The organism is Pseudomonas baetica (genome assembly GCF_019733355.1).
Lineage (GTDB): Bacteria > Pseudomonadota > Gammaproteobacteria > Pseudomonadales > Pseudomonadaceae > Aquipseudomonas > Aquipseudomonas baetica_A.
This window is the reverse complement of the sequence record NZ_JAIHLQ010000067.1, coordinates 1-24,339: the sequence shown is the minus strand read 5'-3', so window position 1 is coordinate 24,339 and position 24,339 is coordinate 1. Positions and strand designations below refer to the sequence as shown.

General features: G+C 58.2%; 22 protein-coding genes and 1 pseudogene. 6 read left to right on the top strand and 17 right to left on the bottom strand.

The genetic code is table 11. From position 1 onward, the window contains the following. Positions 1-656: pseudogene (locus K5E40_RS32525) on the top strand (type IV secretion protein Rhs); the annotation flags it as partial. Positions 657-666: 10 nt separating this feature from the next. Further along, complete coding sequence (locus tag K5E40_RS32520; protein ID WP_221734251.1) at positions 667-1,083, top strand: hypothetical protein; 417 nt, start codon at positions 667-669, stop codon at positions 1,081-1,083. An 85-nt stretch (positions 1,084-1,168) separates the two neighbouring features. Here K5E40_RS32520 and K5E40_RS32515 read toward each other — a convergent pair whose 3' ends face one another. Together K5E40_RS32515 and K5E40_RS32510 are read right to left on the bottom strand one after the other, a co-directional pair. Beyond that, positions 1,169-2,959 carry a bifunctional diguanylate cyclase/phosphodiesterase gene (locus K5E40_RS32515; RefSeq protein WP_221734250.1) on the bottom strand — a complete coding sequence of 597 codons (1,791 nt, stop codon included), beginning with the start codon at positions 2,957-2,959 and terminating at the stop codon, positions 1,169-1,171. A 134-nt stretch (positions 2,960-3,093) separates the two neighbouring features. Continuing rightward, a complete protein-coding gene (locus K5E40_RS32510; RefSeq protein WP_221734249.1) occupies positions 3,094-5,178 on the bottom strand; it encodes a carboxy terminal-processing peptidase in 2,085 nt (694 codons plus the stop codon). Positions 5,179-5,316: 138 nt separating this feature from the next. Between K5E40_RS32510 and K5E40_RS32505 the strand changes: the two genes are divergently transcribed. Next, positions 5,317-6,279, top strand: a complete 963-nt coding sequence (locus K5E40_RS32505) for a zinc-binding dehydrogenase (protein ID WP_221734248.1) — start codon at positions 5,317-5,319, stop codon at positions 6,277-6,279. Positions 6,280-6,395: 116 nt separating this feature from the next. Here the strand turns inward: K5E40_RS32505 and K5E40_RS32500 are convergent, their stop codons facing one another. The 6 genes from K5E40_RS32500 to K5E40_RS32475 all read right to left on the bottom strand — a co-directional run bounded on the left by K5E40_RS32500 (position 6,396) and on the right by K5E40_RS32475 (position 11,755). Continuing rightward, positions 6,396-7,049, bottom strand: a complete 654-nt coding sequence (locus K5E40_RS32500) for an HAD family phosphatase (protein WP_221734247.1) — start codon at positions 7,047-7,049, stop codon at positions 6,396-6,398. A gap of 34 nt (positions 7,050-7,083) precedes the next feature. Next, positions 7,084-8,073: an ABC transporter ATP-binding protein gene (locus K5E40_RS32495; protein WP_221734246.1), complete on the bottom strand. Its 990-nt coding sequence runs from the start codon at positions 8,071-8,073 to the stop codon at positions 7,084-7,086. Further along, positions 8,070-8,870 (bottom strand): ABC transporter permease, encoded by an 801-nt coding sequence (locus K5E40_RS32490; RefSeq protein ID WP_221734245.1) that lies wholly within the window; start codon positions 8,868-8,870, stop codon positions 8,070-8,072. The genes K5E40_RS32495 and K5E40_RS32490 overlap by 4 nt, the downstream gene beginning before the upstream one ends. Beyond that, the gene (locus K5E40_RS32485; RefSeq protein ID WP_221734252.1) at positions 8,857-9,693 is read right to left on the bottom strand and encodes an ABC transporter permease subunit; all 837 of its coding nucleotides are present in this window, start codon (positions 9,691-9,693) and stop codon (positions 8,857-8,859) included. The genes K5E40_RS32490 and K5E40_RS32485 overlap by 14 nt, the downstream gene beginning before the upstream one ends. A 5-nt stretch (positions 9,694-9,698) precedes the next feature. After that, the gene (locus K5E40_RS32480; protein ID WP_221734244.1) at positions 9,699-10,505 is read right to left on the bottom strand and encodes an alkaline phosphatase family protein; all 807 of its coding nucleotides are present in this window, start codon (positions 10,503-10,505) and stop codon (positions 9,699-9,701) included. A 182-nt stretch (positions 10,506-10,687) separates the two neighbouring features. Further along, positions 10,688-11,755, bottom strand: a complete 1,068-nt coding sequence (locus tag K5E40_RS32475; RefSeq protein WP_221734243.1) for an ABC transporter substrate-binding protein — start codon at positions 11,753-11,755, stop codon at positions 10,688-10,690. Between the two features lie 351 nt (positions 11,756-12,106). Between K5E40_RS32475 and K5E40_RS32470 the strand changes: the two genes are divergently transcribed. Beyond that, positions 12,107-12,820 carry a UTRA domain-containing protein gene (locus K5E40_RS32470; protein WP_221734242.1) on the top strand — a complete coding sequence of 238 codons (714 nt, stop codon included), beginning with the start codon at positions 12,107-12,109 and terminating at the stop codon, positions 12,818-12,820. A 62-nt stretch (positions 12,821-12,882) separates the two neighbouring features. Here K5E40_RS32470 and K5E40_RS32465 read toward each other — a convergent pair whose 3' ends face one another. The 7 genes from K5E40_RS32465 to minC form a co-directional block, all read right to left on the bottom strand. Further along, positions 12,883-15,036, bottom strand: coding sequence for a mechanosensitive ion channel family protein (locus K5E40_RS32465; RefSeq protein WP_221734241.1), 2,154 nt, complete (start codon positions 15,034-15,036; stop codon positions 12,883-12,885). 77 nt (positions 15,037-15,113) lie between these two features. Continuing rightward, the gene (locus K5E40_RS32460) at positions 15,114-15,290 is read right to left on the bottom strand and encodes a hypothetical protein (RefSeq protein ID WP_221734240.1); all 177 of its coding nucleotides are present in this window, start codon (positions 15,288-15,290) and stop codon (positions 15,114-15,116) included. A gap of 196 nt (positions 15,291-15,486) precedes the next feature. Further along, entirely contained in the window at positions 15,487-16,776 is a 1,290-nt protein-coding gene (locus K5E40_RS32455) for a M18 family aminopeptidase (protein ID WP_221734239.1), read from the bottom strand. 182 nt (positions 16,777-16,958) lie between these two features. Beyond that, positions 16,959-17,594, bottom strand: a complete 636-nt coding sequence (locus K5E40_RS32450; protein WP_007960625.1) for an RluA family pseudouridine synthase — start codon at positions 17,592-17,594, stop codon at positions 16,959-16,961. A gap of 91 nt (positions 17,595-17,685) precedes the next feature. Beyond that, the gene (minE, locus tag K5E40_RS32445; RefSeq protein ID WP_007940845.1) at positions 17,686-17,940 is read right to left on the bottom strand and encodes a cell division topological specificity factor MinE; all 255 of its coding nucleotides are present in this window, start codon (positions 17,938-17,940) and stop codon (positions 17,686-17,688) included. Then, entirely contained in the window at positions 17,940-18,752 is an 813-nt protein-coding gene (gene minD / locus K5E40_RS32440) for a septum site-determining protein MinD (RefSeq protein ID WP_007913953.1), read from the bottom strand. The genes minE and minD overlap by 1 nt, the downstream gene beginning before the upstream one ends. A 169-nt stretch (positions 18,753-18,921) precedes the next feature. After that, the gene (gene minC / locus K5E40_RS32435) at positions 18,922-19,659 is read right to left on the bottom strand and encodes a septum site-determining protein MinC (protein WP_221734238.1); all 738 of its coding nucleotides are present in this window, start codon (positions 19,657-19,659) and stop codon (positions 18,922-18,924) included. A 117-nt stretch (positions 19,660-19,776) separates the two neighbouring features. Between minC and K5E40_RS32430 the strand changes: the two genes are divergently transcribed. Beyond that, positions 19,777-20,709, top strand: coding sequence for a lipid A biosynthesis lauroyl acyltransferase (locus K5E40_RS32430; RefSeq protein ID WP_221734237.1), 933 nt, complete (start codon positions 19,777-19,779; stop codon positions 20,707-20,709). A gap of 32 nt (positions 20,710-20,741) precedes the next feature. Then, entirely contained in the window at positions 20,742-21,899 is a 1,158-nt protein-coding gene (locus K5E40_RS32425) for a patatin-like phospholipase family protein (protein WP_221734236.1), read from the top strand. A gap of 104 nt (positions 21,900-22,003) precedes the next feature. Here the strand turns inward: K5E40_RS32425 and K5E40_RS32420 are convergent, their stop codons facing one another. Together K5E40_RS32420 and K5E40_RS32415 are read right to left on the bottom strand one after the other, a co-directional pair. Beyond that, positions 22,004-23,806 (bottom strand): hypothetical protein, encoded by a 1,803-nt coding sequence (locus tag K5E40_RS32420; RefSeq protein ID WP_221734235.1) that lies wholly within the window; start codon positions 23,804-23,806, stop codon positions 22,004-22,006. 306 nt (positions 23,807-24,112) lie between these two features. Continuing rightward, positions 24,113-24,339: hypothetical protein (locus tag K5E40_RS32415; RefSeq protein ID WP_221734234.1), on the bottom strand; the 227-nt coding region annotated here is incomplete at its 5' end.

Sequence of the window (24,339 nt, the reverse complement as noted above, 5' to 3'; positions counted from 1 at the left end):
GGTATCTGACACCGGACCCGGTGAAGTTGGCGGGTGGGTTGAATCAGTATCGGTATGTGCCGAATCCGACGGGGTGGGTGGATCCGTTGGGGTTGAGCTCGAACTGTCCGCCGCCGAAGAAGCCGGGTTGTACGGTGCCGGGTGATGTAAGTGGAGCTAAGGTCAATGAAGGTGAGCCAGCGCTGCCGAAGATGACAGCGCAGGAGCGGAGGGCGAGGATTGATGAACTGGCGGAGGAAAATGCGAAGCGTGAAGTTTTGAAGCTGGAGAAAAAGTACAAAATGCACACCGTCGCGAAGCATAACCCAGAGATACCGGACAAGGCGCTGAAGCAGAGATCCATTGACGGTAGTCATCCGACAAAAAAAGGAGTGAAGGAAGGTGTTAATTCAAGCTCTCAATTTAAGAGCTGGTTGCTTCAGCTTCATGCGATTAATGATGCTATTTCACGAATGAGTCGAAAGCCACCAGCACCTACTGGATTTACAAAGACAGGTGATCCAGTTGTAAGGAAGGAAATGCCAAATGGTGGTAGAGGATATAAGCCGAATAAAAAGGATAAGCAAAATCCAAAATATATTGATGAATTAAATTACTCAGAAGTACGGTTTGATAGTAAAGATATTAAGAAGCCTTATACAGCATTCCCAGATTAAGGTAGTCATTATGTTGAAGTGGCCAGAGTTCGATTTTCCATTTGTTCCTCAGCTATCTTACTGGCTTGGAGGGATAGAGATATATGATCGTGAAGAAACTTTAGGGGTTTTATTGTCAGCCTATGATCCTAATAAATACTCCGATAGAGAGGTGGTAATAAAGGAGTTTATTCTCAAGAATTTCCCCGGATTCACATATAGACATAAGTTTTTGATGGTGAAGGTTCTTGAGGATGCTTTGAACTCACCCGGATTTAATTTTTCAGAGCAGTTTGAGGATGACTACGACTCAAACACCAGCGTTGCATGGGATGAAATGATGGTAAATGATCCGCGCGAATTTTTTGAAGATATATATAAATTAGCCAGTGAGCAGTGGAGTGAAGATATAGACAAGGCAAGGGCGGAGAATCAGTCGACTTGGTGATTATTTACGAACCTTAAACCTGATTGTCTGGGCAGACCTCTTCGCGGGCAAGCCCGCTCCCACAGGGATTTTTGTTGTTTGGGAGTTAGCGTTGGCCGATTAGTTGCGGGGTATGGAGGTCGGCGGCGGTGATGGTGTCGAGCAAATGCACGCTATACCCCGGAACATTCTTCGCATGATGCTTCGCCTGCGATGCCATTTCCGCGAGTTGACTAGCATCGAGTTGTGCGCAGGCTTCGGGGTGCAGGTGGACGACGCCGATGGACAGTGACAACAACGGGAACTCCTGGCGGACGCCTTGGCGATTCGGCGCGATGAAGCAGCCGGCTTCGAGGTGTTCGGGGCGGTAGAAGCGGCGGCATTGGCTTTGGAAGTCGTTGAGCAGTTGGTTGAGGCGTTTGCGCCAGTCTTCGGGGCCGAGGACGAGGAGGAAGTCGTCGCCGCCGATGTGGCCGACGAAGTCGCGGGAGGGGTCGACGCGTTCGTTGAGGCATTGCGCCAGGCACAGCAGGACTTCGTCACCACGGCCGTAGCCGTAGATGTCGTTGAAGGGTTTGAAGCTGTCAATATCGACGTAACAGATGACAGACTCGCGGCCCTGTTGCAGCAGGCGCGTCAGGCATTGCTGGATCGGCACGTTGCCGGGCAGCAGGGTCAGTGGGTTGGCGTAGCGGGCTTGCTGGATTTTCAACTCGGTGATCAGTTTGAGTACGTCGATCACACGGCCGAGGCCGAGGTAGCTGCCGTTAAGCGTGATGATGAAGTCTTCTTCGATGCGCTGACGGGCGCGGCTGGTGATCAAGCGGCTGACCTGTTGCAGCGACTGGCTCATCTCCACGGCCAGGAAGTCGTCGTTCATCAGTCGGCTGATGGGTTTGCGTGCGAACAGGTCGGTGGCGAACGGTTTGAGCAGAGCATCCGAGAGGGAATGACGATGGACGATGCCGCACGGTTGGCCTTGTTCGTCGAGCACCGCCAGTGAGTTGAGGTTGGCTTGGCGACGAAAGGCTTCCAGCACGGTGGCGGTGGGTGTATCGCGCGGTACGGCCGGTTGGTCGTTGAGCAGGGCGCTGAGGTCACTGCCTTCGTCGTTCAGGGTCACGGCGCTGTTGTCGTGCTTGGGCATCAGGGCGCGGGCATCTCGGGGCGGGTGCTCCTGTGGACGTCCCAGCAAGTAACCCTGCACCAGATCGACCCCCATTTCGGTCAACACCGCCAACTCTTCCGGCAGTTCGATGCCTTCGGCAATGACCTGTGCCCGGGACGCTTTGGCGATTTGCAGGATCGAGCCGACAAACTCTCGCTTCAGCGCATCCTGATGAATGCCGTCGATAAAGTGTCGATCAATCTTCACGTAATCCGGACGCAGTTCCGACCATAGACGCAGGCTGGAATACCCGGCACCGAGGTCATCCAGCGCAATCGAAAACCCCATCGCCCGATAGTGATGCAAAGCGGTTTGCAGCAACTGGAAGTCATCGATCGGGGTTTGTTCAGTGAGTTCGATCACCACCTGACTCGGCGGGATGCCGAAGTCTTGCAGCGTTTGCAGTGTCCGCCCTGGCTGATGCGCTGCTTCGAGCAAGGACTCCGGCGAGACATTGAGAAACAGCTTGCCCGGTAATTGCTGCTCGTTGAAGCGACGGCAAGCGCTTTGTCGGCAGGCGATTTCCAGTTCGCTTAGACGACCGGCCTGACGCGCCACCGCGAACAGCGCGATGGGCGAGTGAAGAGGGCTATTGGACGGACCACGGGTGAGGGCTTCGTAGCCAAGGATACGTCGCTCGGAGAGGCAAATGATCGGCTGGAACAGGCTGTTTAAACCGCTTTGAGTCAGGATCGAGCTCAAGGCACTCAGCTGTTCGGTCGTGGTCATGGCGATCTCTGGCGATAAAAAAAGGACTGGGAGCGTTCTCGGTGAAGAGAGTGGCTCCCAGTCCTTTATTGCACGACAGAATGATGACTGTTTGATGACGATCCGGGGATCGTCAGCATTAAATTGCCATCACCTTACTTCTTCGCCACCTGATTGCTCAGCTTCAAGTAATCCAGCAGAACCCGACCGGTCTCGGCCAGATAGGCGTCGTCTTCCGGTTTGACTTTGTCCGGATCGGCTGCGGCGAGAGCGTCTTCGTCTTCTTTCTTCAGCTCTTTGAGCGGTTCTTCGCCCTTGGCCTTGCGACGGATGTTCTCCATCACCAGTTGCTTGGCATCGATGTCCGCATGCTGGGCGCGGCGCTCGGTTTCGTTGAGGCTGACGGTTTTCTCCTCCATCAGCTTCTGTGCCAGTGCCAGCTTGTCGCGGATGAACACGAACTCGGCGTCTTTTGCGGAGCGGGTATCATGCTCGGACTTGAGTCGCACCAGGTACGGCTTGAATGGATCGGCCGCCGGTTTTATTGCTGCTTTGATGGTGTCCCATGGCATGGCTTCCGGCAGAGCACTTTCGCCGATTTCCTTGGTGTCGATCAGCGACGGGTAGTCGATGTCCGGCAGTACGCCCTGATGCTGGGTGCTCTGGCCGGAAACCCGGTAGAACTTGGCCAGGGTCAGTTTCAGTTCGCCGTGGTTCAGCGGCTGAATGGTCTGCACGGTGCCTTTGCCGAAGGTCTGACCACCGATGATCAGTGCGCGGTGATAGTCCTGCATGGCGCCAGCGAAGATCTCCGAAGCCGATGCGGACAGTCGGTTGACCAGCAGCGCCATCGGGCCTTTGTAGAAGGCACCCGGGTTTTCATCCTCAAGCACGTCGACGCGGCCATCGGCGTTACGTACGAGTACGGTCGGGCCCTTGTCGATGAACAGGCTGGTCAGCTCGGTGGCTTCCTGCAGAGAGCCGCCGCCGTTGTTGCGCAGGTCGATGACCACGCCATCAACTTTGTCTTTCTGCAACTCGGTCAGCAGCTTCTTGACGTCGCGGGTGGTGCTCTTGTAATCCGGATCACCGGCACGGAATGCCTTGAAGTCGAGGTAGAAGGCCGGGATCTCGATGACCCCAAGCTTGTAGTCCTTGCCGTCCTGTTTCAGGTGGAGGATGGACTTCTTCACGGCCTGATCTTCGAGCTTCACCGCTTCACGGGTGATCGACACGATCTTGGTGGTCTGGTCGTTAGGCGCATTGCTCGCCGGAATCACTTCCAGGCGCACCACGGTGCCTTTCGGGCCGCGGATCAGTTTGACCACTTCGTCCAGACGCCAGCCGACGACGTCGACCATCTCTTTGTTGCCCTGCGCAACGCCGATGATCTTGTCGGCCGGTGCGACTTGTTTGGTCTTGTCGGCAGGGCCTGCCGGTACCAGGCGCACGACTTTCACTTGATCGTTGTCGCTCTGCAACACTGCACCAATGCCCTCGAGGGACAGGCTCATGTTGATGTCGAAGTTTTCCGCGTTATCCGGCGAAAGATAGTTGGTGTGCGGATCGTAAGACATGGCGAAGGTGTTGATGTACGCCTGGAAGATGTCTTCCGGACGGGTCTGGTTCAGGCGCGCCAACTGGTTCTTGTAGCGCTTGGTCAGGGTTTCCTGGATCTGCTTCGGCTCTTTGCCGGCGATCTTCATCCGCAGTACTTCGTCCTTGACGCGTTTGCGCCACAGGTCGTCGAGTTCTGCTGTGGATTTGAGCCAAGGGGCGTCCTTGCGATCGATCTGCAAGGTTTCCTTGGTGGTGAAGTCCATCTTGTCGACGCCTTTGTTCAGCTCGGCAAGCGCGAAGTCCAGACGCGCCTTGACGCGGTCCAGATAGCGCTTGTAGATGGTGAACCCGGCGTTGAGGTCGCCGCTTTTGAGGAAGTCGTCGAACTGGGTCTTCCACTTGTCGAATTCGGCGATGTCGCTGGCCATGAAGTAGCTGCGCGATGGGTCCAGCAGCTTGAGATAGCTGTCGTAGATGATCACCGAGCGCGCGTCGTCCAGCGGCGGCTTGCTGTAGTGGTGGCGCTTGAGCAACTCGACGACGTTCAGGCTGGCGATGACCTCATCGCGATCAGGCTGCAACTTGTCCCAGCTGTTGGCTGCGAAGGTATTGCCCGACACCGGCAACAGGCCGATACCGATAAAAAGAGCGAGGGCGGTGCTGGGGAGCAAATGCTTCATGCTGATTCGACGCGGGGACAATTGATAACGCATATTAGGCCGTCTTTGAAGTCGCCGGATCTACAAGAGCCGGTCGCATAATGCAAAAAGCCCGGCGCTACAGCTTCGGGCTCAGTCCAGACTCACTATGGAGGCACTGTGAAGGCATTGCAAGGCGTTGAAGGTCAAGTGGTATGGGTTGAAGAGGCGAGTCCTACGTGCGATGTAGGACAAGTTCGCATCCGAGTGGCGGCAGCCGGCCTTAATCGTGCCGACTTATTGCAAAAGGCAGGGCTTTATCCGCCGCCGCCAGGGGCCAGCCAAGTGCTGGGTCTTGAGTGCTCCGGGGTCATCAGCGAGGTCGGTGCGGGCAGTTCGTGGCAGGTCGGTGATCGTGTCTGCGCCTTGTTGGCTGGGGGCGGGATGGCCGAAGAGGTGGTGGTCGACGGGCGTCACGTATTGCCGGTACCCGAGGGTGTTTCGCTGGTCGAGGCCGCGGCATTGCCCGAGGTTTACGCAACCGTCTGGTTGAATGTGTTTCAACTTGCGGCGCTTAAACCGGGTGAGAAAGTTCTCTTGCACGCCGGGGCGAGTGGAATTGGTTCAGCCGCTATTCAGCTGTGCAAGGCGTTCGGCAACCCATGTTGGGTCAGCGTCGGCTCGACCGAACGTTTGGCTTACTGTGAGACGCTGGGGGCCCAGGGCGGGGTGGTGCGTACCGATGATCTGGAAAGCCTGCGCGACTTCGGCCCTTTCGATGTGATCCTTGATCCGGTTGGCGGCAATTATTCGGCGCTGAATCTCAAGCTGATGGCACTGGATGGGCGTTGGGTGTTGATCGGTTTGATGGGCGGCCGTGAGGCGAAACTGGACCTGGCGCAAGTGCTGGCCAAACGCGTGCAACTGCTGGGCTCGACATTGCGCAGCCGTGACGATCAGTTCAAGGCCGATCTGTTCAGTGACCTGAGCCAGCATGTATGGCCATTGTTCGCTGAAGGGCGGTTGAGTCCGCAGTTGGCCAAGGCCTTCCCGGTGAAAGACGCCGAGGCGGCGTTTGCCGAGCTGGCGAGCAATACCGTTTCCGGGAAACTGGTCTTGGTGATTGATGACAGTCTGAGCTGACACCACACAACCATTGTGGGAGTGGGCTTGCTCGCGAAAGCGCAGTGTCAGTCGATAAATTATTGACTGATCCACCGCCTTCGCGAACAAGCCCGCACACACATTTGGATCTATGTTTACTTCCAGAGATGAATTGGCCAGCCGGCCTTTTCGGCGTGTTCAAGCAACACCGGATCGGGGTTGACCACATGTGGGAAATCCACCTTCAGCAACAGCGGCAGATCATTGCGTGAGTCGGAATAAAAACTCGCGCCCTCCAGATTCTCTTCTTCAGCATCCAGCCATTCCAGCAATCGCGTGATCTTGCCTTCGCGGTAGGTCAGGGTGCCGACGGTCTGGCCGCTGTATACGCCATGCGCCAGTTCCAGTTCGATGCCTAGAATCTCGTCGATGCCCAGTCGATCAGCAATTGGTTTTACCAGATGCGTGCCCGACGCCGAGATCACCAGAATCCGGTCGCCCGCCTTTCGATGGGCGGCGATGGTTTTGGTGGCGTCACTGAAAATGATCGGCTCGATGAAGTCTTCCACCCACGGGCCAACCAGATGTTCGACTTCTTCCGGCGAACGGCCGATCAACGGCTCCAGGCTGAACGCCATGTAGTCTTCCATGCGCAATTTGCCATGGCTGTAGGCGTCCATCAGCTCGTTGTTCTTGCGCATGAACGACTCGGGATCGACCCAGCCCAAACGGCCCATCTGTTCACTCCAGAGGGTGGCGCAGTCGCCGTGGATCAGGGTCTCGTCCAGATCAAAAATTGCCAGGGCCATCAGTGCAGTTCTCTCTTCAACTTCAGCAAAGTCATCAGGCTACCTCACACAGGGCCGTCGGATCGATGGAAAGCGCCAGACGCTGTCCGTCCGGGTGCAGATCGGCCGCCGAGCGGTTGAGTACATCCACCACCAGTTCCACGCCACGGGCTTCGATCCTATAACGGATGACGTTGCCGAGCAGACTGTGGCTGCGGATCTGTGCATCGAGTTCGCCATTGAGGCTCAGTTCGATGGCTTCCGGGCGAATGGCGATGCGGTGGTTGATGGGGCGTTGCAACAGTTTGGAAGCGCTGTCGGCGTCGAGCAGGTTGTAGTTGCCGATGAAGCCGGCGGCGAACACGTCGACCGGTGCGGTATAGAGTGTTTCGGCGTCGCCGCTCTGGACGATTTTTCCTTGGTTCATCAGGAAAATCCGGTCAGACATGGTCAGGGCTTCTTCCTGATCGTGGGTGACGAAGATCGTGGTCAGGCCGAGTTCGCGCTGGATCTGACGGATCTGTTCGCGCAGGTGTTTGCGAATGCGCGCATCAAGGGCTGACAGCGGTTCATCCAGCAGCAACAGGCGCGGACGAGTGACCAGCGAGCGGGCGAGGGCGACACGCTGACATTGGCCTCCGGACAATTGATGCGGATAGCGGCGGGCAAAGTCGTTCAACTCAACAAGTTTCAACACTTCGGTGACGCGCTTGTGGCTGTCGTCGGCATTGACCTTTTGCATGCGCAAACCAAAAGCGACGTTCTGTTCCACGGTCATGTTGGGGAACAGCGCGTAGCTCTGAAACACCATGCCGATCCCGCGTTTCTGCGGGCTCAGCGGCACGATATCGACGCCATCGAGCAGGATCTTCCCGGCATCGACCGGCGTCAGGCCGGCGATGCAACGCAGCAGAGTGGATTTGCCGCAACCGGACGGGCCGAGCAGGGTGACGAATTCGCCCTTGTTGATTTCGCAGTTGATGTCGCTGAAAACCGTGGTGCCGGAATAGTTTTTCTGCAGATGTTGGACGCTGACATAGCTCATTCGCTTTTGTCCTTGTTCAAGATGTTGGCGATCCAGGTCAGGACCAGCACGAAAAAGAAATAAGAGATGACCAGCGCACTGGTGAAGTGGCCGCTGCTGTTACGCATGTTGTTGAGGTAAACCTGCAGGGTTTCGTAGCGAGTGCCGACGAGGATGTTGGCGAACACGAACTCGCCGAACAGGAACGAGAACGACAGCAACAAGGCCACCATCAGCCCTTTACGCAGATTGGGCAGCACCACCAGAAACGCCGCCTGAAAGGTGCTTGCACCGAGCAGTTGTGCGGCGTCCATCAGGTCGCGCAGGTTGATCGCTTGCAGGTTGTTGGTGATCGCCCGGTACATGAACGGCAGTGCCACGGTGAAATAGCAACCGATCAGAATCCAGGGCGTGCCGACCATCGCCATCGGCCCGGAACCGTACAACTGCAACAAGCCGACTGAGGACACCACGGGAGGCACGGCGAAGGGCAGCAGGATCAGGATGTTCATCAGGGCATCGAGTTTCGGAAAGTGGTAATGCACCACAAACAGCAGCGGCAGAATCAGCACCACTGACAGCACCAGCGCGCCGACACACACCAGCAATGATTGACCGAATGCGTTCAGGAAACGCGGATCGCTCCATAGCTGGATGTACCACTTGAAGGTGAAACCGCTGGGCAGGATGGTCGCCGACCAACTGCTGGCGATCGAGTAGACCAGCGTACCCGCGAGCGGCAGCAGCAGAATGGCAAACAACAGGTAGACCACGACGCGGTGGTAGAGACCGGCCGGGCCGGATTTAGCGCGAGACATGGTAGCTCCTCTTCAGCAGCAGTTGATGCACGACGGTGACGATGGTCATCAGCGCTATCAGCACCACGGCCAGCGCACTGGCCAGATTGGGATCGAGCGAAATATCGCCGGAGACCATCGCCGCGATGCGGATCGGCAGCACGTTGAAGTTACCGGTGGTGAGGGCGTAAACCGTGGCATAGGCGCCAAGGGCGTTGGCCAGCAGGATCACGAACGTGCCAAGCAGCGCCGGGGTCAGCACAGGCAGACCGATGTGTCGCCAGAACTGCCAGCCGTTGGCGCCCAGCAGCGAGGCCGACTCGCGCCAGTCTTCACGCAAGGCGTCGAAGGCTGGGTAGAGCAGCAGCACACCGAGAGGAATCTGGAAGTAGGTGTACAGGATGATCAGCCCGGTTTTCGAGTACAGGTTGAAGTCTTGAATGATTCCTGACTGCTTCAACATCAGGGTGATGCTGCCGTTGAAACCGAGCAGGATGATGAACGCGAAGGCCAGAGGCACGCCGGCAAAGTTGCTGGTCATGTTGGCAAAGGCATTGACGAAATTGCGCAGTTTCGAATCGACCTGGCGCAGGGAGTACGCTCCGAGCACGGCGATGATGATGCCGAATACGCTCGACCAGAAACTGATCTCAAGGCTGTACTGGATCGCCTGTCGATAGAACTTCGAACTGAAGATCTTGGTGAAGTTTTCCAGGCCCCAACCAAACTCTTCCGATTGCAGACTGTTGATCATCACCCAGACCAGCGGGGCGATTTCGAACACGATGAAGAACACTGCGAAAGGCACCAGGCACAGCGCAGCAAGCCATTTACCACGATTCATCGCGTTCACTTGAGTAACTCCCGGCAGACGGGTTTGTCGTGTGGCACGCCGAGCAGTTCGCAGACGGTGCCACAGATGTCGGTCTGCTTTGGCGCGGCGTCAGCATTGAGGCTAAAGGCGTCGCCGAGGACGAACAGCGGCACTTGGCGTTCTTCCGCGAGCAAACCGTTGTGCGAGCGATCATTGTTCATGCCGTGGTCGGCGGTCACCAGCACTTGATAACCGGCATCGAGCCAAGCCTGTAGATAATCGGCGAGGATGATGTCCGCCGAGCGCGCGCTGTTGCGGTATTGCGGGGTGTCGAGGCCGTGCTTGTGGCCGGCGTCGTCAATGTTCATTGGATGGATCAGCAGGAAGTTCGGCGCATGGCGCAGGCGCAGGTTTTCGGCGTCGGCGAACAGGTGCGAATCCGGGTAGTGATCGTTCCAGTAGAAATGCCCATGCTGGATCGGCAGCGATGGATCGTCGGTGTGACGGTCGCGGGCGGCCTCGAACGGCGAGCGGTTATACAGTTCACTGACCCAGTGATAGGCCGCTGCGGCGGTTTTCAGGCCGGCGTCGCGAGCATAGTGATAGATGCTGCGCTGATTGGACAGGCGCGAGACGTTGTTGTGGACGATGCCGCTGTCGATGGGCGGCACGCCGGTGAGGATGCATTCATAAAGCGGTCGGGACAGGGCCGGCAACTCGCACTCCAACTGGTAGAGCGCGGCGCGTTCTGCGCCAACGTAAGCCTGCAGATGCCCCATGGCGTGACGTGCGACCTCGTAGTTGAGACCGTCGAGCACGACAAGGATGACGTTGTGCTTCATAGGGGCAAAAACTCCGCGAAATTTTCAAAAACTCTAAATCAACTCAATCCACTGTGGGAGCGGGCTTGCTCGCGAAGGCGTTGTATCAGCCAACATCATTGTTGATTGAGCCACCGCCTTCGCGAGCAACCTCGCTCCCACAGTTGGATCCCTGGTGGATCCAGTTGTGGTGAGCTACAGGGTTATTTCATCTCTACGATGACTTCTTCGTTCCACTTCTGTGGCAGAGATTTGGAGGTTTTTTCCCACGCATCGGCGTCTTTGATCGGGGTGACGTTTTTGTACTGCTCGTTCGGCAGCAGTTTGGCTTTCACGTCTTCCGGCAGTTGCAGGTGTTCGGCGCGGATTGGACGGGCGTTGCCGCGAGCAAGGTTGGTCTGGCCAGCGTCGCTGAAGATGTATTCGCGGGTCAGCTTGGCGGCGTTCGGGTTTTTCGCGTACTTGTTGATGATGGTTGTGTAGCCGGAAATCACCGAACCGTCAGACGGGATCAGCACCACGTAGTCATCCGGGTTGGCCATCTTGGCCTTGTAGCTCAGGCCGTTGAAGTCCCAGACCACACCGACTTCGATTTCGCCTTTTTCCATGGTGGCGATGGTCGGGTTGGCCATCGACAAACGACCTTGCTTGGCGATGTCTGCGAACATCAGCAGGGCAGGCTGGATGTTTTTCTCGTCGCCGCCGTTGGCCAGTGCCGCAGCCAGTACACCGTTGGCCGCTTGTGCAGCGGTGCTCACGTCGCCGATGGACACCTTGTATTTGCCGCCCTTGAGGTCAGCCCATTTGGTCGGCACTTCGGAGCCGTGCAGCAACTTCTTGTTGACGATGAACGCGATGGTGCCGGTGTAGGCCAGTGCCCAGTTGCCGTCCTTGTCCTTGGCCCATGCTGGCACTTGATCCCAGGTGCTTGGCTTGTAAGGTTGCACCACGCCTTGCTTGACCGCGATCGGGCCGAAGGCAGCACCGACGTCGCCGATGTCAGCGCTGGCGTTGTCTTTTTCGGCGGCGAATTTGGCGATTTCCTGGGCCGAGCTCATGTCGGTGTCGATGTGTTTCAGACCGTAGGTCTTGGCCAGGTCTTCCCAGGTGCCTTTCCAGTTGGCCCAGTCATCGGGCATGCCGACGCTGTTGACGGCGCCTTCCGCTTTCGCAGCGGCTTCGAGGGTTTTCAGATCGGTGTCGGCCGCCATGGCGGCTGTACACATTGCGATGGTCGAGCCTAACAGTGTTGCCAGGAAAAGCTGTTTCATTACGAAGCTCCTTGGTCGTGTTCAACGCTGCGATTGCGGTTTGTGTTGGTCTAGGTCAGCAATACCTGAGCCAATTTAAGGGTGCTGGATGACACTTTGATGTCGATGGCCTTGCGCAAGACCCTTTATTTGACCTGGATCGGCGAGTGCCAAGTAAGCGTAGACCATGCTCAAAGCCCCGCAGGGCAAGGGAGTTGGCCGGTGTATTGCAAGTCGTGAGAGCGACCGCTGGGCAGTTTTGTCATCTCTCGGTCATCTGCACTGCCTAGGCTGGCAACACACTCAAACGGTTCATTGGCCGTTCGGTTTTGCCCCGAAACAGTGCTGGTCTAGTCCAGATAGGTAACGTTGATGCGCGATGAGGCAACAAAAGCGGTGACAGCCATTGGCCAAATCTTGCAGGAGCAGCTCGACCACGGGCTGTTGGCTCCCGGCAGCAAGTTGCCGGCCGAGCGCAAGCTCAGTGAGTTGTTCGGCACGACGCGCATTACGGTGCGTGAGGCATTGTTGCAATTGGAGGCGCAGGGGCAGATTTATCGTGAGGAGCGGCGTGGCTGGTTCGTCTCGCCGCCGCGTCTGGCGTACAACCTGATGCAGCGCAGTCACTTTCACGCGATGGTCAGTGCGCAGGGGCGGGTGCCGTCGACCGAGGTGATTTCGGCACGACTGCAGCCGGCGTCGGCGGCGGTGTGTGCGTGGTTGCAGTTGCCGGCGCTGTCGAGCGTGATTCAGATTTGCCGGTCGCGGCGCATTGATGGGCGGTTGGTGCTTTATGTGGAGCACTATTTGAACCCGCAGTTTTTTCCGGGGATTCTTGAGTTTGATTTGAATCAGTCGATTACCGAGTTGTATGCGCGGCATTACGATTTGCACTATGGGCGGGTGCGGTTCGAGATTGTGCCTACTTCGTTGTCTGTTGATGCGGCGGCGGCTTTAAGGGTGTCGGTGGGGAGTCCGGGATTGCGGATTGCTCGGGTCAATTATGATCAGCATGAGCGCTTGATTGATTGTGATCTGGAGTTTTGGCGCCATGATGCGATTCATGTCGGTGTTGATGTGGTTTGACCTTGGCGGCCTCTGGGCCGATCAGGTTCTTGTTGATGGGGTGAATATCCGGTGCTTAAGCGCTATTCCTTCGGCTGACCACCGCCGGCAGTGATCACTTGCACGCTCATCCTCGGCGTCGCCAGATCCAGTCCTGCCTCATCCAGATGTCGCTTGAGCGACAGGTTGAAGGCTCGGGAAACTTCCCACTGCTTGATCGGCGCGGTCTTGAACCGGGCGCGCAGAATCGCGCTGCCGGATTCGAAACTTTCCACACCCTGAATTTCCAGCGGCGACCAGATGTTGCGGCGTTGCAGCGGATCAGTGCGCATCTTCTGGCCGACGTCGCGCATCAGTTTGATCGCGTCGTCGATTTCCATGTTGTACGGCACTGCCACGCGGAAGATCGCGTAACCGAATTCCCGTGAGTAGTTCTTGATGCTTTTGATTTCGCTGAACGGGATGGTGTGGACGATGCCGTCAATGTCGCGCAGGCGCACGGTGCGGATGGTCAGGCCTTCGACGGTACCGAGGTGGCCGCCGACATCCACGTAATCATCGATGGCCAAGGAGTCTTCGATGATGATGAACAGGCCGGTGATCAGGTCCGCCACCAGCGACTGAGCACCAAAACCGATGGCCAGACCGATCACGCCGGCACCGGCCAGCAGGGGGGTGACGTTCATGCCCATGTTCGCCAGGGCGACGATCAGCGCAATGATGAAAATCGTGATGAACAGGACGTTGCGGATCAGCGGCATCATGGTTTGCGCGCGTGCGTTGGCCAGACCTTTGCGCGAGCGCGTGAGGGCGTGGTGCACGGCGGTGTCGCTGAGGATCCAGGTCAGCCAGGCGAAGATCAGCGTGCCGATCAGGCTGAACAGTTTGACACTGATATCGTGGCCTTCACCCTCGGTGAAACCGATCAGCGACATGCCCCAGACGCGCAGCCCCAGTTCAATGAACACCAGCCACACAAGCAGATGGGCGAGGGTGTAGAAGAAGCTCTTCAGGCGATCGGAATACAACGCATGGCGTTTCGGTCCGCGTGGCGGTTTAAGCGAGTGGCGGCGCACCAGCCCATTGATGACCATGCAGAGCACCAACAGCACGGTGCAAAGCATCGACTGGCGCAGCGCGGTACTGGTGTCGCCGGCGGAGACGAAAGTGGCGAACAGCGAGATGCCAACCAGCACCAGTGCTGGCACGTACCAGAAGGTGCCGAGGATCTCGATGGTGTCGCTCAGGGCGCGGCGGGTCAGGCGGCGTGACAGCGGTTGGTTGCGGATCAGGTGCGCGATCGGCCGGCGGAAACGCAGGATGAATAACCCGGTAGAGAGCGCCGCGAGAACATTGGTGACCGTTGCAGCGGTATGCGCAAGATGCACGCCGAGACTCTCGATCAGGCGCGGATCGTTCAGCGCTTCGCCGAAGGCGGCGAAGCTGCCGATCAGCCACAGTGGCCGAAACGCCTGATGGCGCAGGATGTACAACGCGCGATGACGGTGCGGACCGTCGAGCACGGAAAAAGCGATCACGCAGATCGCCGAGAAACAGGTGCCGACCACCAGCGCATAGGCCAACACCATCGCCAGACTTTTGCCCAGTGACGATGGCAGGGCGTAGCTCATGTAAACGGTAATCACCAATGCAATCAGCCATGGCCCGAGTTTGCGCAGTGCAAAGCGCAGCATGTCGAGAGCTTTGGGGTGTTGCGGCAGTTCTTCGGTGAGGCCGAAACGCATGCGTACCCGATGACCGAGCCAGATCAGCGCGGCGGCGAGCAGACTCCAGAGCATCAGAATCACGGCGAAGCCGAAGATGATCGGCAGCCATTCACTGGCCGGCAGCATCAGGGCTTTGAGCTCGTCCTGAGCCAGATCGAACTCGTTGGACCAGCGTGTGATCGGGCTGTCGGCGCCGGAAAACTGCTTCTCGAAATTGGCCAGCGTGCCGCCGATCAACCCGAGTACGCCCTCTTCGGGGGAGGCTTGGGCTTTTTTCGTGGCATCGCGCAGTTTCTTCAAATCGCTCAGCAACTGCGAGCGTTGCTTGTCGTTTTCCAGCGACTTGATGACTTCGTCCAGCGATTGGTCGAGCGGTTCCTGAGCTTCGGGTTGTGCCTTGGTGGTGTTGAGCAGGCCCGGCAGACCGACCGCTTGGGCGGGCGCCATGGGCAGTAGCGTCATCAGGCAGATGAAGAACAGACTGGGCAAAGCAAAAAGACGAGCGAACACTAGGCGGTCAACCTCGCAAGGGGCGGATTCGCTGGAGTGTACGAGGGCGCATTACTCAATGCGAGCCGGGTGCAGATTTATTCGTTGAGTTTGGCGAGGATCTTGTAAACCACAGTGGCGAGGATCGTCAGCATGCCGACCCACATCGCGAACACACCGATGTTCTTGTCGCGGAAGTTGAAGCCGACGGCCAGCAGAATCATTGCGCACAGGATGGGAATGAGCATGGCGTGGAAGGAGGACATCGAGATCATGGTGACTGCCTTGTCGGAGGGGATGATTCAAGTCTAGGTCGGTTTTGTTTGAGGGGGGGTGATGTGCGTCAGAATTGAATCGTCGCTAGGATGATTCGGTATTGCCGGAACTGGCGCTTTCGCGAGCAAGCCCGCTCCCACATTTGAAATGCATTCCAGTGTGGGAGCGGGCTTGCTCGCGAAGCTTTTAACGCTGTTATGGCAATTCGCGGCAGGCGTAGAACGCGCTCAGCACTTTGACCAGGTGCGCCAGATCATGGCTGCCGCACAGTTCGCGGATCGAGTGCATGGCGAAGGTCGGCAGGCCGATATCGACGGTGCGCACGCCCAAGTGGCTGGCGGTGATCGGGCCGATGGTCGAGCCGCAACCCATGTCGCTGCGCACCACGAAGCTTTGCACCGGTACTTCTTCGGCCATGCACAGATGGCGGAAGAACCCGGCGGTTTCGCTGTTGGTGGCGTAGCGCTGGTTGCTGTTGACCTTGATCACCGGGCCGGCGTTGAGTTTCGGGCCGTGGTTGGCGTCGTGCTTCTCGGCATAGTTGGGGTGCACGCCGTGGGCGTTGTCGGCCGAGACCAGCAGGGATTTCTGAATGGTGCGGACGAACTCGTCACCTTCCGGCAGCAGACGACGCAGGGTCTGTTCGAGCATCGGGCCATCGGCACCGCAGGCCGAGCAGGAGCCGACTTCTTCGTGGTCATTGGCGACCAATACGCAGGTTTCGTCGGTCTCGGCTGTCAGCAAGGCTTGCAGGCCGGCATAGCACGACAGCAGGTTGTCCAGGCGTGCGCCGGCAATGAAGTCGCCGTTCAGGCCAATCACCGCAGCGCTTTGCGTGTCGTAGAAGCTCAGCTCGTAATCCAGCACCACATCAGCGTTTAGGCCGTGTTCGCGGGCCAGTTGATCGGTCAGTACGGCGCGGAAGTCGACGCGCTCGTCACCGGCAAACTGCGCGAGGATCGGCGGCAATTCGGTTTGGGCATTGATCGCCCAGCCCTGATTGGCTTCACGGTTGAGGTGAATGGCCAGGTTGGGAATGATGGCGATCGGTGCCTTGAAGTCGATCAACTGGCTCTCGACCTTGCCGTCGCGGCGGAAGGTCACGCGGCCGGCGAGCGACAGGTCGCGGTCGAACCACGGCGCCAGCAGGGCGCCGCCGTAGACTTCGACGCCCAGTTGCCAGAAGCCCTGGCGTTGCAGCTCCGGTTGCGGCTTGACCCGCAGGCACGGGCTGTCGGTGTGCGCGCCGACCAGACGGATACCGCCATGCAAAGGCGAGTGGCGGCCCATTTTGATCGCGACGATCGAGGAGTCATTACGGGTGACGTAATAGCGACCGTTGGCTTCGGTGGTCCATGGCTCGCGCTCGTCGAGGCGCACAAAACCGGCGGCCTCCAGACGTTGAACAAGGCTGGCAGTGGCGTGGAACGGGGTAGGGGAGGCCTTGAGGAAGTCGATCAGGCCTTGGTTCAACTCTTCGCGCATAAGAAACTCCAGACAGCAATGGCCGGGAGTTTAACGCATTGAACGTGGAATTGGCGCGGGGCCGAAGTCGATCACTGTGGGAGCGGGCTTGCTCGCGAAAGCGGTGTGTCAGTCAGCATTTCTGTTTCTGAACCACCGCGTTCGCGAGCAAGCCCGCTCCCACAGGGATAAAGCGTTGCTGGTCAGAACGGTGCCGGGCACTCGAAGCGCAGACGTTCGCCCGTTTGCGGATGGGTGAAGCTGAGCATGCTGGCGTGCAGGCACAGGCGTGGCCATGCGGCCAGGGCTTGCTCATGTGCGTAGAGGCCATCACCGAGCAGCGGATGACCGATTGACAGCATGTGTACGCGCAATTGGTGCGAGCGGCCGGTGATTGGCGTCAGCTCGACGCGACACCAGTCCCCGCAACGTTCCAGCACACGCCAGAAAGTCAGCGCATGTTTGCCGAATTCGTGGTCGACCACATGACGCGGCTTGGTCGGCGGGTCGTAGCGCAGCGGCAGGTCGATGCTGCCACTGTCCAGTTCCGGTTGACCCCACGCCAACGCGGTGTAGGCCTTTTCGGTTTCGCGGTCATGGAACTGGCGCGACAGTTCGCGATGGGTGTCGGCGTCACGGGCGAGCAGAATGATGCCGGACGTTTCCCAATCCAGGCGATGGACGATGCGCGCTTCCGGGTAGCCGTTTTCCTGCAAGCGGGTAATCAGGCAGTCCTTGTTGTCGTCGGCGCGACCGGGCACCGAGAGCAGCAACGTGGGTTTGTCGACCACCAGTACGGCGGCGTCCTGATGGATGATGCGGATGTTGGACAACGGCATTAAAACAGCCTCGTAACAAATGCCAACGGCGGTTCAGGGCCATTCCACTGTGGGAATGGCCCTGAACCGCCGTCGTTCCTGCCAGATCGACTCAGCGATCAGGCAGGGTGATGTTGAGTTCCAGAATCGAGCAACTGCCCTGGTTTTCCAGTGCGACATGCACGTCATCGGAGCCGATGTTGACGTACTTGCGGATCACTTCCACCAGTTCTTTCTGCAAGGCTGGCAAGTAATCCGGCGTGCTGCGCTGGCCGCGCTCATGCGCCACGATGATCTGTAGACGCTCTTTCGCTACCGAGGCGGTACTTGGCTTTTTGTTGGCACGAAAGAAGTCAAAAAGGTTCATTACCTACCTCCAAAAAGTCGCTCGAAGAATCCCTTCTTCTCGACATCGAGGAAACGGTGGGCTTTTTCTTTGCCCAACAGGCGGTCGACGGTATCGCTATAGGCCTGACCGGCATCGCTCTGGTCATCGAGAATCACCGGCACGCCCTGGTTGGATGCCTTGAGCACCGCCTGGGATTCCGGGATCACGCCGAGCAGGGTGACCGAGAGGATTTCCTTGACGTCTTCGACGCCGAGCATTTCGCCCTTTTCAACACGCTCCGGGTGATAGCGGGTGATGAGCAGGTGTTCCTTGATCGGGTCTTCGCCACGTTCGGCGCGACGCGATTTGCTGGCCAGCAGGCCGAGCATGCGGTCCGAATCTCGTACCGAGGACACTTCCGGGTTGGTCACAACGATCGCTTCGTCGGCGAAGTACATGGCCAGGTGCGCGCCTTTTTCGATGCCCGCCGGGGAGTCGCAGACCACGAACTCGAATTGTTCCTTGAGCTCCATCAGGACTTTTTCCACGCCTTCGACAGTCAGCGCGTCTTTGTCGCGGGTCTGGCTGGCGGCCAGTACGTAGAGGTTTTCCAGGCGCTTGTCTTTGATCAGAGCCTGTTGCAGGTTGGCTTCGCCGTTGACCACGTTGACGAAGTCATACACCACGCGGCGCTCGCAACCCATGATCAGGTCAAGGTTACGCAAGCCCACGTCGAAGTCGACGATCACTGTTTTGTGGCCGCGCAGAGCGAGGCCGGTACCGATAGCGGCGCTGGTGGTGGTCTTACCCACACCACCCTTGCCGGATGTAACCACGAGAATCTTGGCCAAGGTGTTTCACCCCTAAGGAAGAAGGACTTTTTAGCCCCTGAAAAACATCTCTTGAAAACTACTGCAGTCGGACAGCCTTGGCTGGAATTCGGCTTTTGGCCTTTTTCCTACTTCGTTTGAGCCGTTTTCGCTACGTTTTAGAGATGCTTGGAAAATGCGGCAGTATCCGTTAAAGCCGAATGATGTTCAACACGTCGCCTGACAGGCTGACTTGTACGCCCGAGCCCCACATTGGATCGCGACGCAGGTCTTCGGAAACCTTGTAGTGGCCGGCGATGGAGATCAGTTCAGCGCTCAATTGCTGACAGAAAATCCGCGCCTTGGTGTCGCCCTTGACCCCGGCCAGCGCACGACCGCGCATCGGGCCGTATACATGGATGTTGCCATCGGCCAGAAGTTCCGCCCCCGGACTGACCGAGGACACCACCACCAAATCGCCACCCTCGGCATATATCTGTTGGCCACCACGCACTGGCGTAGTGATGACACGGGTCGGTTTGATGGTCGGCGCCGGCGGTTTTTCCGGTTTCTTTTTGACTTCGGCTTCAGGGGGTTCCAGCGGCCGCTCACGGGCGCCTGACGGCGGCAGCACCGGGATGTCGATGGCGATAGCAGCGGCGATGTCTTCGATGCGGCTGGCGCGAATCGCCAGGGTGCGCAGGCCATGTTGGCGGCACACGCGCATCAGGCCTGGCAGATCGACCGCGCCTTCGCTCGGCGGCAGCTTGTCCAGCGCCAGAACCAGCGGCGCATTGCTGAAAAAATTCGGCGCCTGGGCGACTTTGGCGGCCAACTGCCGATCGAGGCTTTCGAGGTCGTTACGGGCCAGTTCCAGCACAGTGATGGCCAGCATGCTGCCCTTGAGCTGGAATACGGGATCTTGGTCTAACGGGTCGGTTTGGCTCATGTCGGCATACAACGGCTTGTCACTAAAAGTGCCGAGACTTATAACGAGAACGCCCGCGAGCCGCAAGCCGGGTCGAACGATGTAGAATGCGCGGCCACTGTATTTACGGAAGCTTTAATGGATCGCCCGCGTTTTCGAACAGCATTTCTTTCTCCACGCTTCTGGCCGCTCTGGTGTGGTCTGGGGCTTTTGTGGCTGATTGTGCAATTGCCGTATCCGGCATTGCTGACCATCGGTCGAGTTTTGGGCGCGTTGATGTATCGCGTGGCGGGCGACCGGCGGCGTATCGCCAAGCGCAATCTTGAACTGTGCTTCCCGGAAAAATCCGCCGCCGAACGCAAGCGTCTGCTCAAGGAAAACTTCGCCTCCACCGGCATCGCCTTTTTTGAAATGGCGATGAGCTGGTGGTGGTCTCGTGAGCGGCTGGCGAAACTGGCCCACGTCGAAGGCCTTGAACATTTGCAAAAGGCTCAGCGTGACGGCAAGGGCGCGATCCTGATGGCCGCGCATTTCACCACGCTGGAAATCGGCGCGGCCTTGCTCGGCCAGCAGCACACCATCGACGGCATGTACCGCGAACACAAAAACCCGTTGTTCGACTTCGTTCAGCGTCGGGGCCGCGAGCGGCACAACCTCGATTCACTGGCGGTGGAGCGCGAGGACGTGCGCGGCATGCTCAAGCTGCTGCGCTCTGGTCGGGCGATCTGGTACGCACCGGATCAGGACTACGGCGCCAAACAAAGCATCTTTGTACCGCTGTTCGGCATCCAGGCCGCGACCGTGACCGCGACCACCAAATTTGCCCGGTTGGGCAAGGCGCTGGTGGTGCCGTTCACGCAGGAACGTCTGGCGGACGGCAGCGGTTATCGGTTGGTGGTCCACCCGCCGCTGGAGGACTTCCCCGGCGAGACCGAAGAAGCCGACTGCATTCGCATTAATCAGTGGGTCGAAAGCGCGTTGCGCGCCTGCCCCGAGCAATATCTGTGGGCGCATCGCCGCTTCAAGAGCCGCCCACCGGGCGAGCCGAAGTTGTACGCCAAACGCGGTTGAACCCATCCCAATAAGCACCATGGAGTGTTGCAATGAGCCCAGCTGAACCGGTCACAGGTTTGATTCTTTCCGGCGGCGGGGCTCGGGCGGCGTATCAGGTGGGCGTGCTGGCGGCGATTGCCGAATTGCTGCCGTTGGGCGCCGATAATCCGTTTCCGGTGATCGTCGGCACCTCGGCCGGGGCGATCAACGCCGTCAGCCTGGCCAGCGGCGCCACCGACTTTCGCGCCGCCATCGAACGCCTGACGCTGTTCTGGCAAGGCTTTCGCAGCCATCGCGTGTTGCGCAGTGACTGGCCTGGCGTGATTCGTCAGGCCAGTCGTTTCGTCAGCCACAGTTTGCTCGGCATGGGCCGGCACCTGCCGGTGGCTTTGCTCAACAGTTCGCCACTGCGCGAGTTGCTCAATGAAAAACTGCACATGCCCGGCATTGCCGAGTCCATCGCTCGCAAGCAATTGCATGCCGTTGCAGTCACCGCGTTCGGCTACGAGTCGGGGCAGGCGGTGACGTTCTATCAGGGCGGCGGCGCCATTGATGCGTGGTTAAGGCATCGGCGGATCGGTGTGCCGACGCAGCTGTCGGTGGACCACTTGCTCGCCAGTTCGGCCATCCCCTTGTTGTTTGCGCCTGTGAAAATCGGCGAAGAGTATTTCGGTGATGGGGCGGTACGGCAATCCGCGCCGATCAGCCCGGCTCTGCACCTGGGGGCGAGCCGGGTGCTGGTGGTCGGCGTCAGCGGAAACCCGCGCGGTGTTGACCCGCTGCAGCCGCTGGAGCGCGCTTACACGGGGCAGCAACCGACGCTGGCACAAATCGGCGGCCACATGCTCAACAGCACGTTCATCGACAGCCTGGAAAGCGATATCGAGTTGCTTCAGCGCTTGAACCAGTTCAGCCATCTGATGCCCGATGGCACGCCAAAGCGCGCCTTGGGCGTGGCGCCCGTGGAGGTGCTGGTGATTTCGCCGAGTCAGCCGATCGATGAGATCGCGGCGCGGCATCGGCAGGAGCTACCGGCGGCATTACGCTTGTTCCTGCGCGGTCCGGGGGCGACCAAGACCAGTGGTGCAGGGGTGATGAGTTATCTGCTGTTCGAGGCAGGGTATTGCAGCGAGTTGATTGATCTGGGGCGGCGCGATGCGTTGGCCAAGCGCGAGGAGTTGTGCCGTTTTCTCGGGTTGCCGGTTTAACAACCAAAGTTCACAGCCGTCGACATTCGGGTAGGCAGATGAAGCCGTCCCGGGCGCTTGAATCGCCAGAACGGCTGACCGTCGATGTTACTCAGCCAAATGTATCAACCCTCCCGAATAATAAAGAACAGCGTTTGTTGGTCTGAGACTTTCTGCATGCCGCCTGCCAGATAGACAACGTTGTTGTAATCAAGCATCCGCTGCCATTTCGACTTTTCCACACGGGCCCTGAGTTTCGGATCATTTATTTCAACAGCAGGACCGACTGTTCGAATTAACTCTCCACCAATGGCGGGCAGGGGGAATCTCAGTACGAATACGGTATCCAGGTCTTTGCGTTCGAAGAGCAAAGCGTCCTCATTGAACATGCGACTGGTGCGATCTACCCCATAACCGTTGCTTTCGAGAAGGTCGCTGAATATGGAGCGTAAGCTGGAGTCCTGCGAGATCAGGAGTCGGCTGGCATCAAAATCGAGTCGGCTGAATGTCTCGGCAGACGGCGATGGCAATAGAAGTTTGTGGCCTGGCAGATCGTTGCTGGGGGATGGCATCAGGATGGGCAACATCAGCAGCGGGTCGGCCAGCTCCGGTCTTCGTGCACGGACGGTGGACCTGTTTTCCCAGTGATAAAGCGTGTCGAACAGAATGGTCAACCCATCGCCGTTGATGGCTTCAGACGGGGTCGCCTGATTGAACACGGCTTTGGCGATGGCGCTCGACGAATCATTGGACAAATACCGCATGGATTTGCCGACGTACTCGGTCAGCGAGACATCAAACGGGTTTTGCTCCAGCACGGCCCATGCGCCACTGGATTTTATGACCCATCTTGGTTGCAGTGATGGATCGGTTTTCAACATCTGCTCGAAGGCATCGTAGCGGCCGGGCGTGAAGAGAGGGTTCTGCAGATACACGAGAACGGTATTGTCCTGAATCCGTTGCGGCACGATCACGTAGTGCAGGCCGTCTATTTCTATCGAATCAATGCCCTCGGGTTTGCTGGATTTGCCCCAGCTTTTCCAGACGCCGGCGGAGGGTTGAGTACCAGGTAAACGGCTCGTCGATGGTCGGACAAGTGGTGGTTGATCAACGTCGGTCAAACGTTGACGTTTGCTCGACCCCGGCCGTTGATCGTCGCTCGTTTTTATCCGCCAGCGTTTGGTTCCGGCAATAGGCTCAACCCGCGCGCCCAGCACGTTGCGGTCGTGAGCAGCGGCTTGCTGATAACCTCCCTGCGGGTGTTTGCGTACCAGGAAAGTCGTCCCATCCTCCATGTCCACGTAGGATGCCCGGCGCTTGATGTCGTAACGAATGCCGTCCGGGCTCTCTTGCGCGCTGCTCAGACTGGAGGCCTGTTTGGGGGACAGGGGCGTTGGCGATCCTCCCGCTGTTTCGACGTTCGCCGCAATGTGCATGGCCGGAGTGGATGCTTCGGGGCGCCAGTGAGGCTGTCCTTCTACCTGCTTTATCAATGGACCCTGCTCGCCAAGCCCCTCTGGCCAATGCAGGCGGTAGCGGCCATCGGCTTGGCGTTCGGCGCGAAAATAACCTTCGTCTGCAACGTGGGCATAGGTATTGCCCTGCGGGCTTTCGAACAGCCCGCTTTCACCGCTGAGTGGGCGTAACTGGCCGATATTATCGGCCGGCCAGGTAATTGCCTTCATGTTGGCTTGCAGCAACATGGCGGAGAGGGACGGGTCGCTCACAATGACTGCTGGCGCGAACTCGTTTGGGATTTGTGGGGTGTCTCGGGCATGAGATTCAGGTACATGACCCACCGATGTTGTCGGGTCGGAACCGCCGATATGAGGAAGGTGGTCCACCGCCTCGTGAGGCGGAGTTTTCGGACTTGTCGGGTGCGTGTCGGTTGCAGTGGTGGCGGAGATTTTTTTCGGGGGTTTGGCCATATCGGATTTCTCTTCAACATGAGAGCTAAAGCGTTGTTGGAGAACGACGCAAGTGAGCGCAGAGTCGACAGTCATCTCTTTTTGACAATCAACCGTTCGGGGCTCTGCGAGGGGCTTATGCTGGATAATCCGACGCCGTCTTGTGCGGTATATATGTATCGCGATCAAGGCAGTAAACGTTTCTTTCGTATTTTTTAAAGCGCACCCGAATCCAGCGCTGAGTTCGTTGGAGGGAGTGTTCCAAGAGTCGAACGATTTTAGCGACGGGTGCGCTGCGTTTATCGAGTTCAAATAACAGCGGGTTATTTATGCGACGGGGACTTGCAAAAGTTGCTCTGGAACCGATAAGACAGGAACGGTTGGTTTATGATCGCATCGAGCGGAAATCACTAGGGAAACTCTGAAAAAGGTTTCAAAATCTGGTGAAATATCTCCCATCACATGAGCTGAACGGTTGATCCCCCCATGAAGCAGATTTCTTTCGCCGATGCCGAGTACGCAGGTAAACGTAAGCGAACCCGCCGTGAGATTTT

Excerpts from the sequence above, each read along its gene's own strand:
- K5E40_RS32520 (WP_221734251.1), top strand. The coding sequence starts at position 667 with ATGTTGAAGTGGCCAGAGTTCGATTTTCCATTTGTTCCTCAGCTATCT.
- K5E40_RS32515 (WP_221734250.1), bottom strand. The coding sequence starts at position 2,959 with ATGACCACGACCGAACAGCTGAGTGCCTTGAGCTCGATCCTGACTCAA.
- K5E40_RS32510 (WP_221734249.1), bottom strand. The coding sequence starts at position 5,178 with ATGAAGCATTTGCTCCCCAGCACCGCCCTCGCTCTTTTTATCGGTATC.
- K5E40_RS32500 (WP_221734247.1), bottom strand. The coding sequence starts at position 7,049 with ATGGCCCTGGCAATTTTTGATCTGGACGAGACCCTGATCCACGGCGAC.
- K5E40_RS32495 (WP_221734246.1), bottom strand. The coding sequence starts at position 8,073 with ATGAGCTATGTCAGCGTCCAACATCTGCAGAAAAACTATTCCGGCACC.
- K5E40_RS32490 (WP_221734245.1), bottom strand. The coding sequence starts at position 8,870 with ATGTCTCGCGCTAAATCCGGCCCGGCCGGTCTCTACCACCGCGTCGTG.
- K5E40_RS32485 (WP_221734252.1), bottom strand. The coding sequence starts at position 9,693 with ATGAATCGTGGTAAATGGCTTGCTGCGCTGTGCCTGGTGCCTTTCGCA.
- K5E40_RS32480 (WP_221734244.1), bottom strand. The coding sequence starts at position 10,505 with ATGAAGCACAACGTCATCCTTGTCGTGCTCGACGGTCTCAACTACGAG.
- K5E40_RS32475 (WP_221734243.1), bottom strand. The coding sequence starts at position 11,755 with ATGAAACAGCTTTTCCTGGCAACACTGTTAGGCTCGACCATCGCAATG.
- K5E40_RS32470 (WP_221734242.1), top strand. The coding sequence starts at position 12,107 with ATGCGCGATGAGGCAACAAAAGCGGTGACAGCCATTGGCCAAATCTTG.
- K5E40_RS32460 (WP_221734240.1), bottom strand. The coding sequence starts at position 15,290 with ATGATCTCGATGTCCTCCTTCCACGCCATGCTCATTCCCATCCTGTGC.
- K5E40_RS32455 (WP_221734239.1), bottom strand. The coding sequence starts at position 16,776 with ATGCGCGAAGAGTTGAACCAAGGCCTGATCGACTTCCTCAAGGCCTCC.
- K5E40_RS32450 (WP_007960625.1), bottom strand. The coding sequence starts at position 17,594 with ATGCCGTTGTCCAACATCCGCATCATCCATCAGGACGCCGCCGTACTG.
- minE (WP_007940845.1), bottom strand. The coding sequence starts at position 17,940 with ATGAACCTTTTTGACTTCTTTCGTGCCAACAAAAAGCCAAGTACCGCC.
- minC (WP_221734238.1), bottom strand. The coding sequence starts at position 19,659 with ATGAGCCAAACCGACCCGTTAGACCAAGATCCCGTATTCCAGCTCAAG.
- K5E40_RS32430 (WP_221734237.1), top strand. The coding sequence starts at position 19,777 with ATGGATCGCCCGCGTTTTCGAACAGCATTTCTTTCTCCACGCTTCTGG.
- K5E40_RS32425 (WP_221734236.1), top strand. The coding sequence starts at position 20,742 with ATGAGCCCAGCTGAACCGGTCACAGGTTTGATTCTTTCCGGCGGCGGG.
- K5E40_RS32420 (WP_221734235.1), bottom strand. The coding sequence starts at position 23,806 with ATGGCCAAACCCCCGAAAAAAATCTCCGCCACCACTGCAACCGACACG.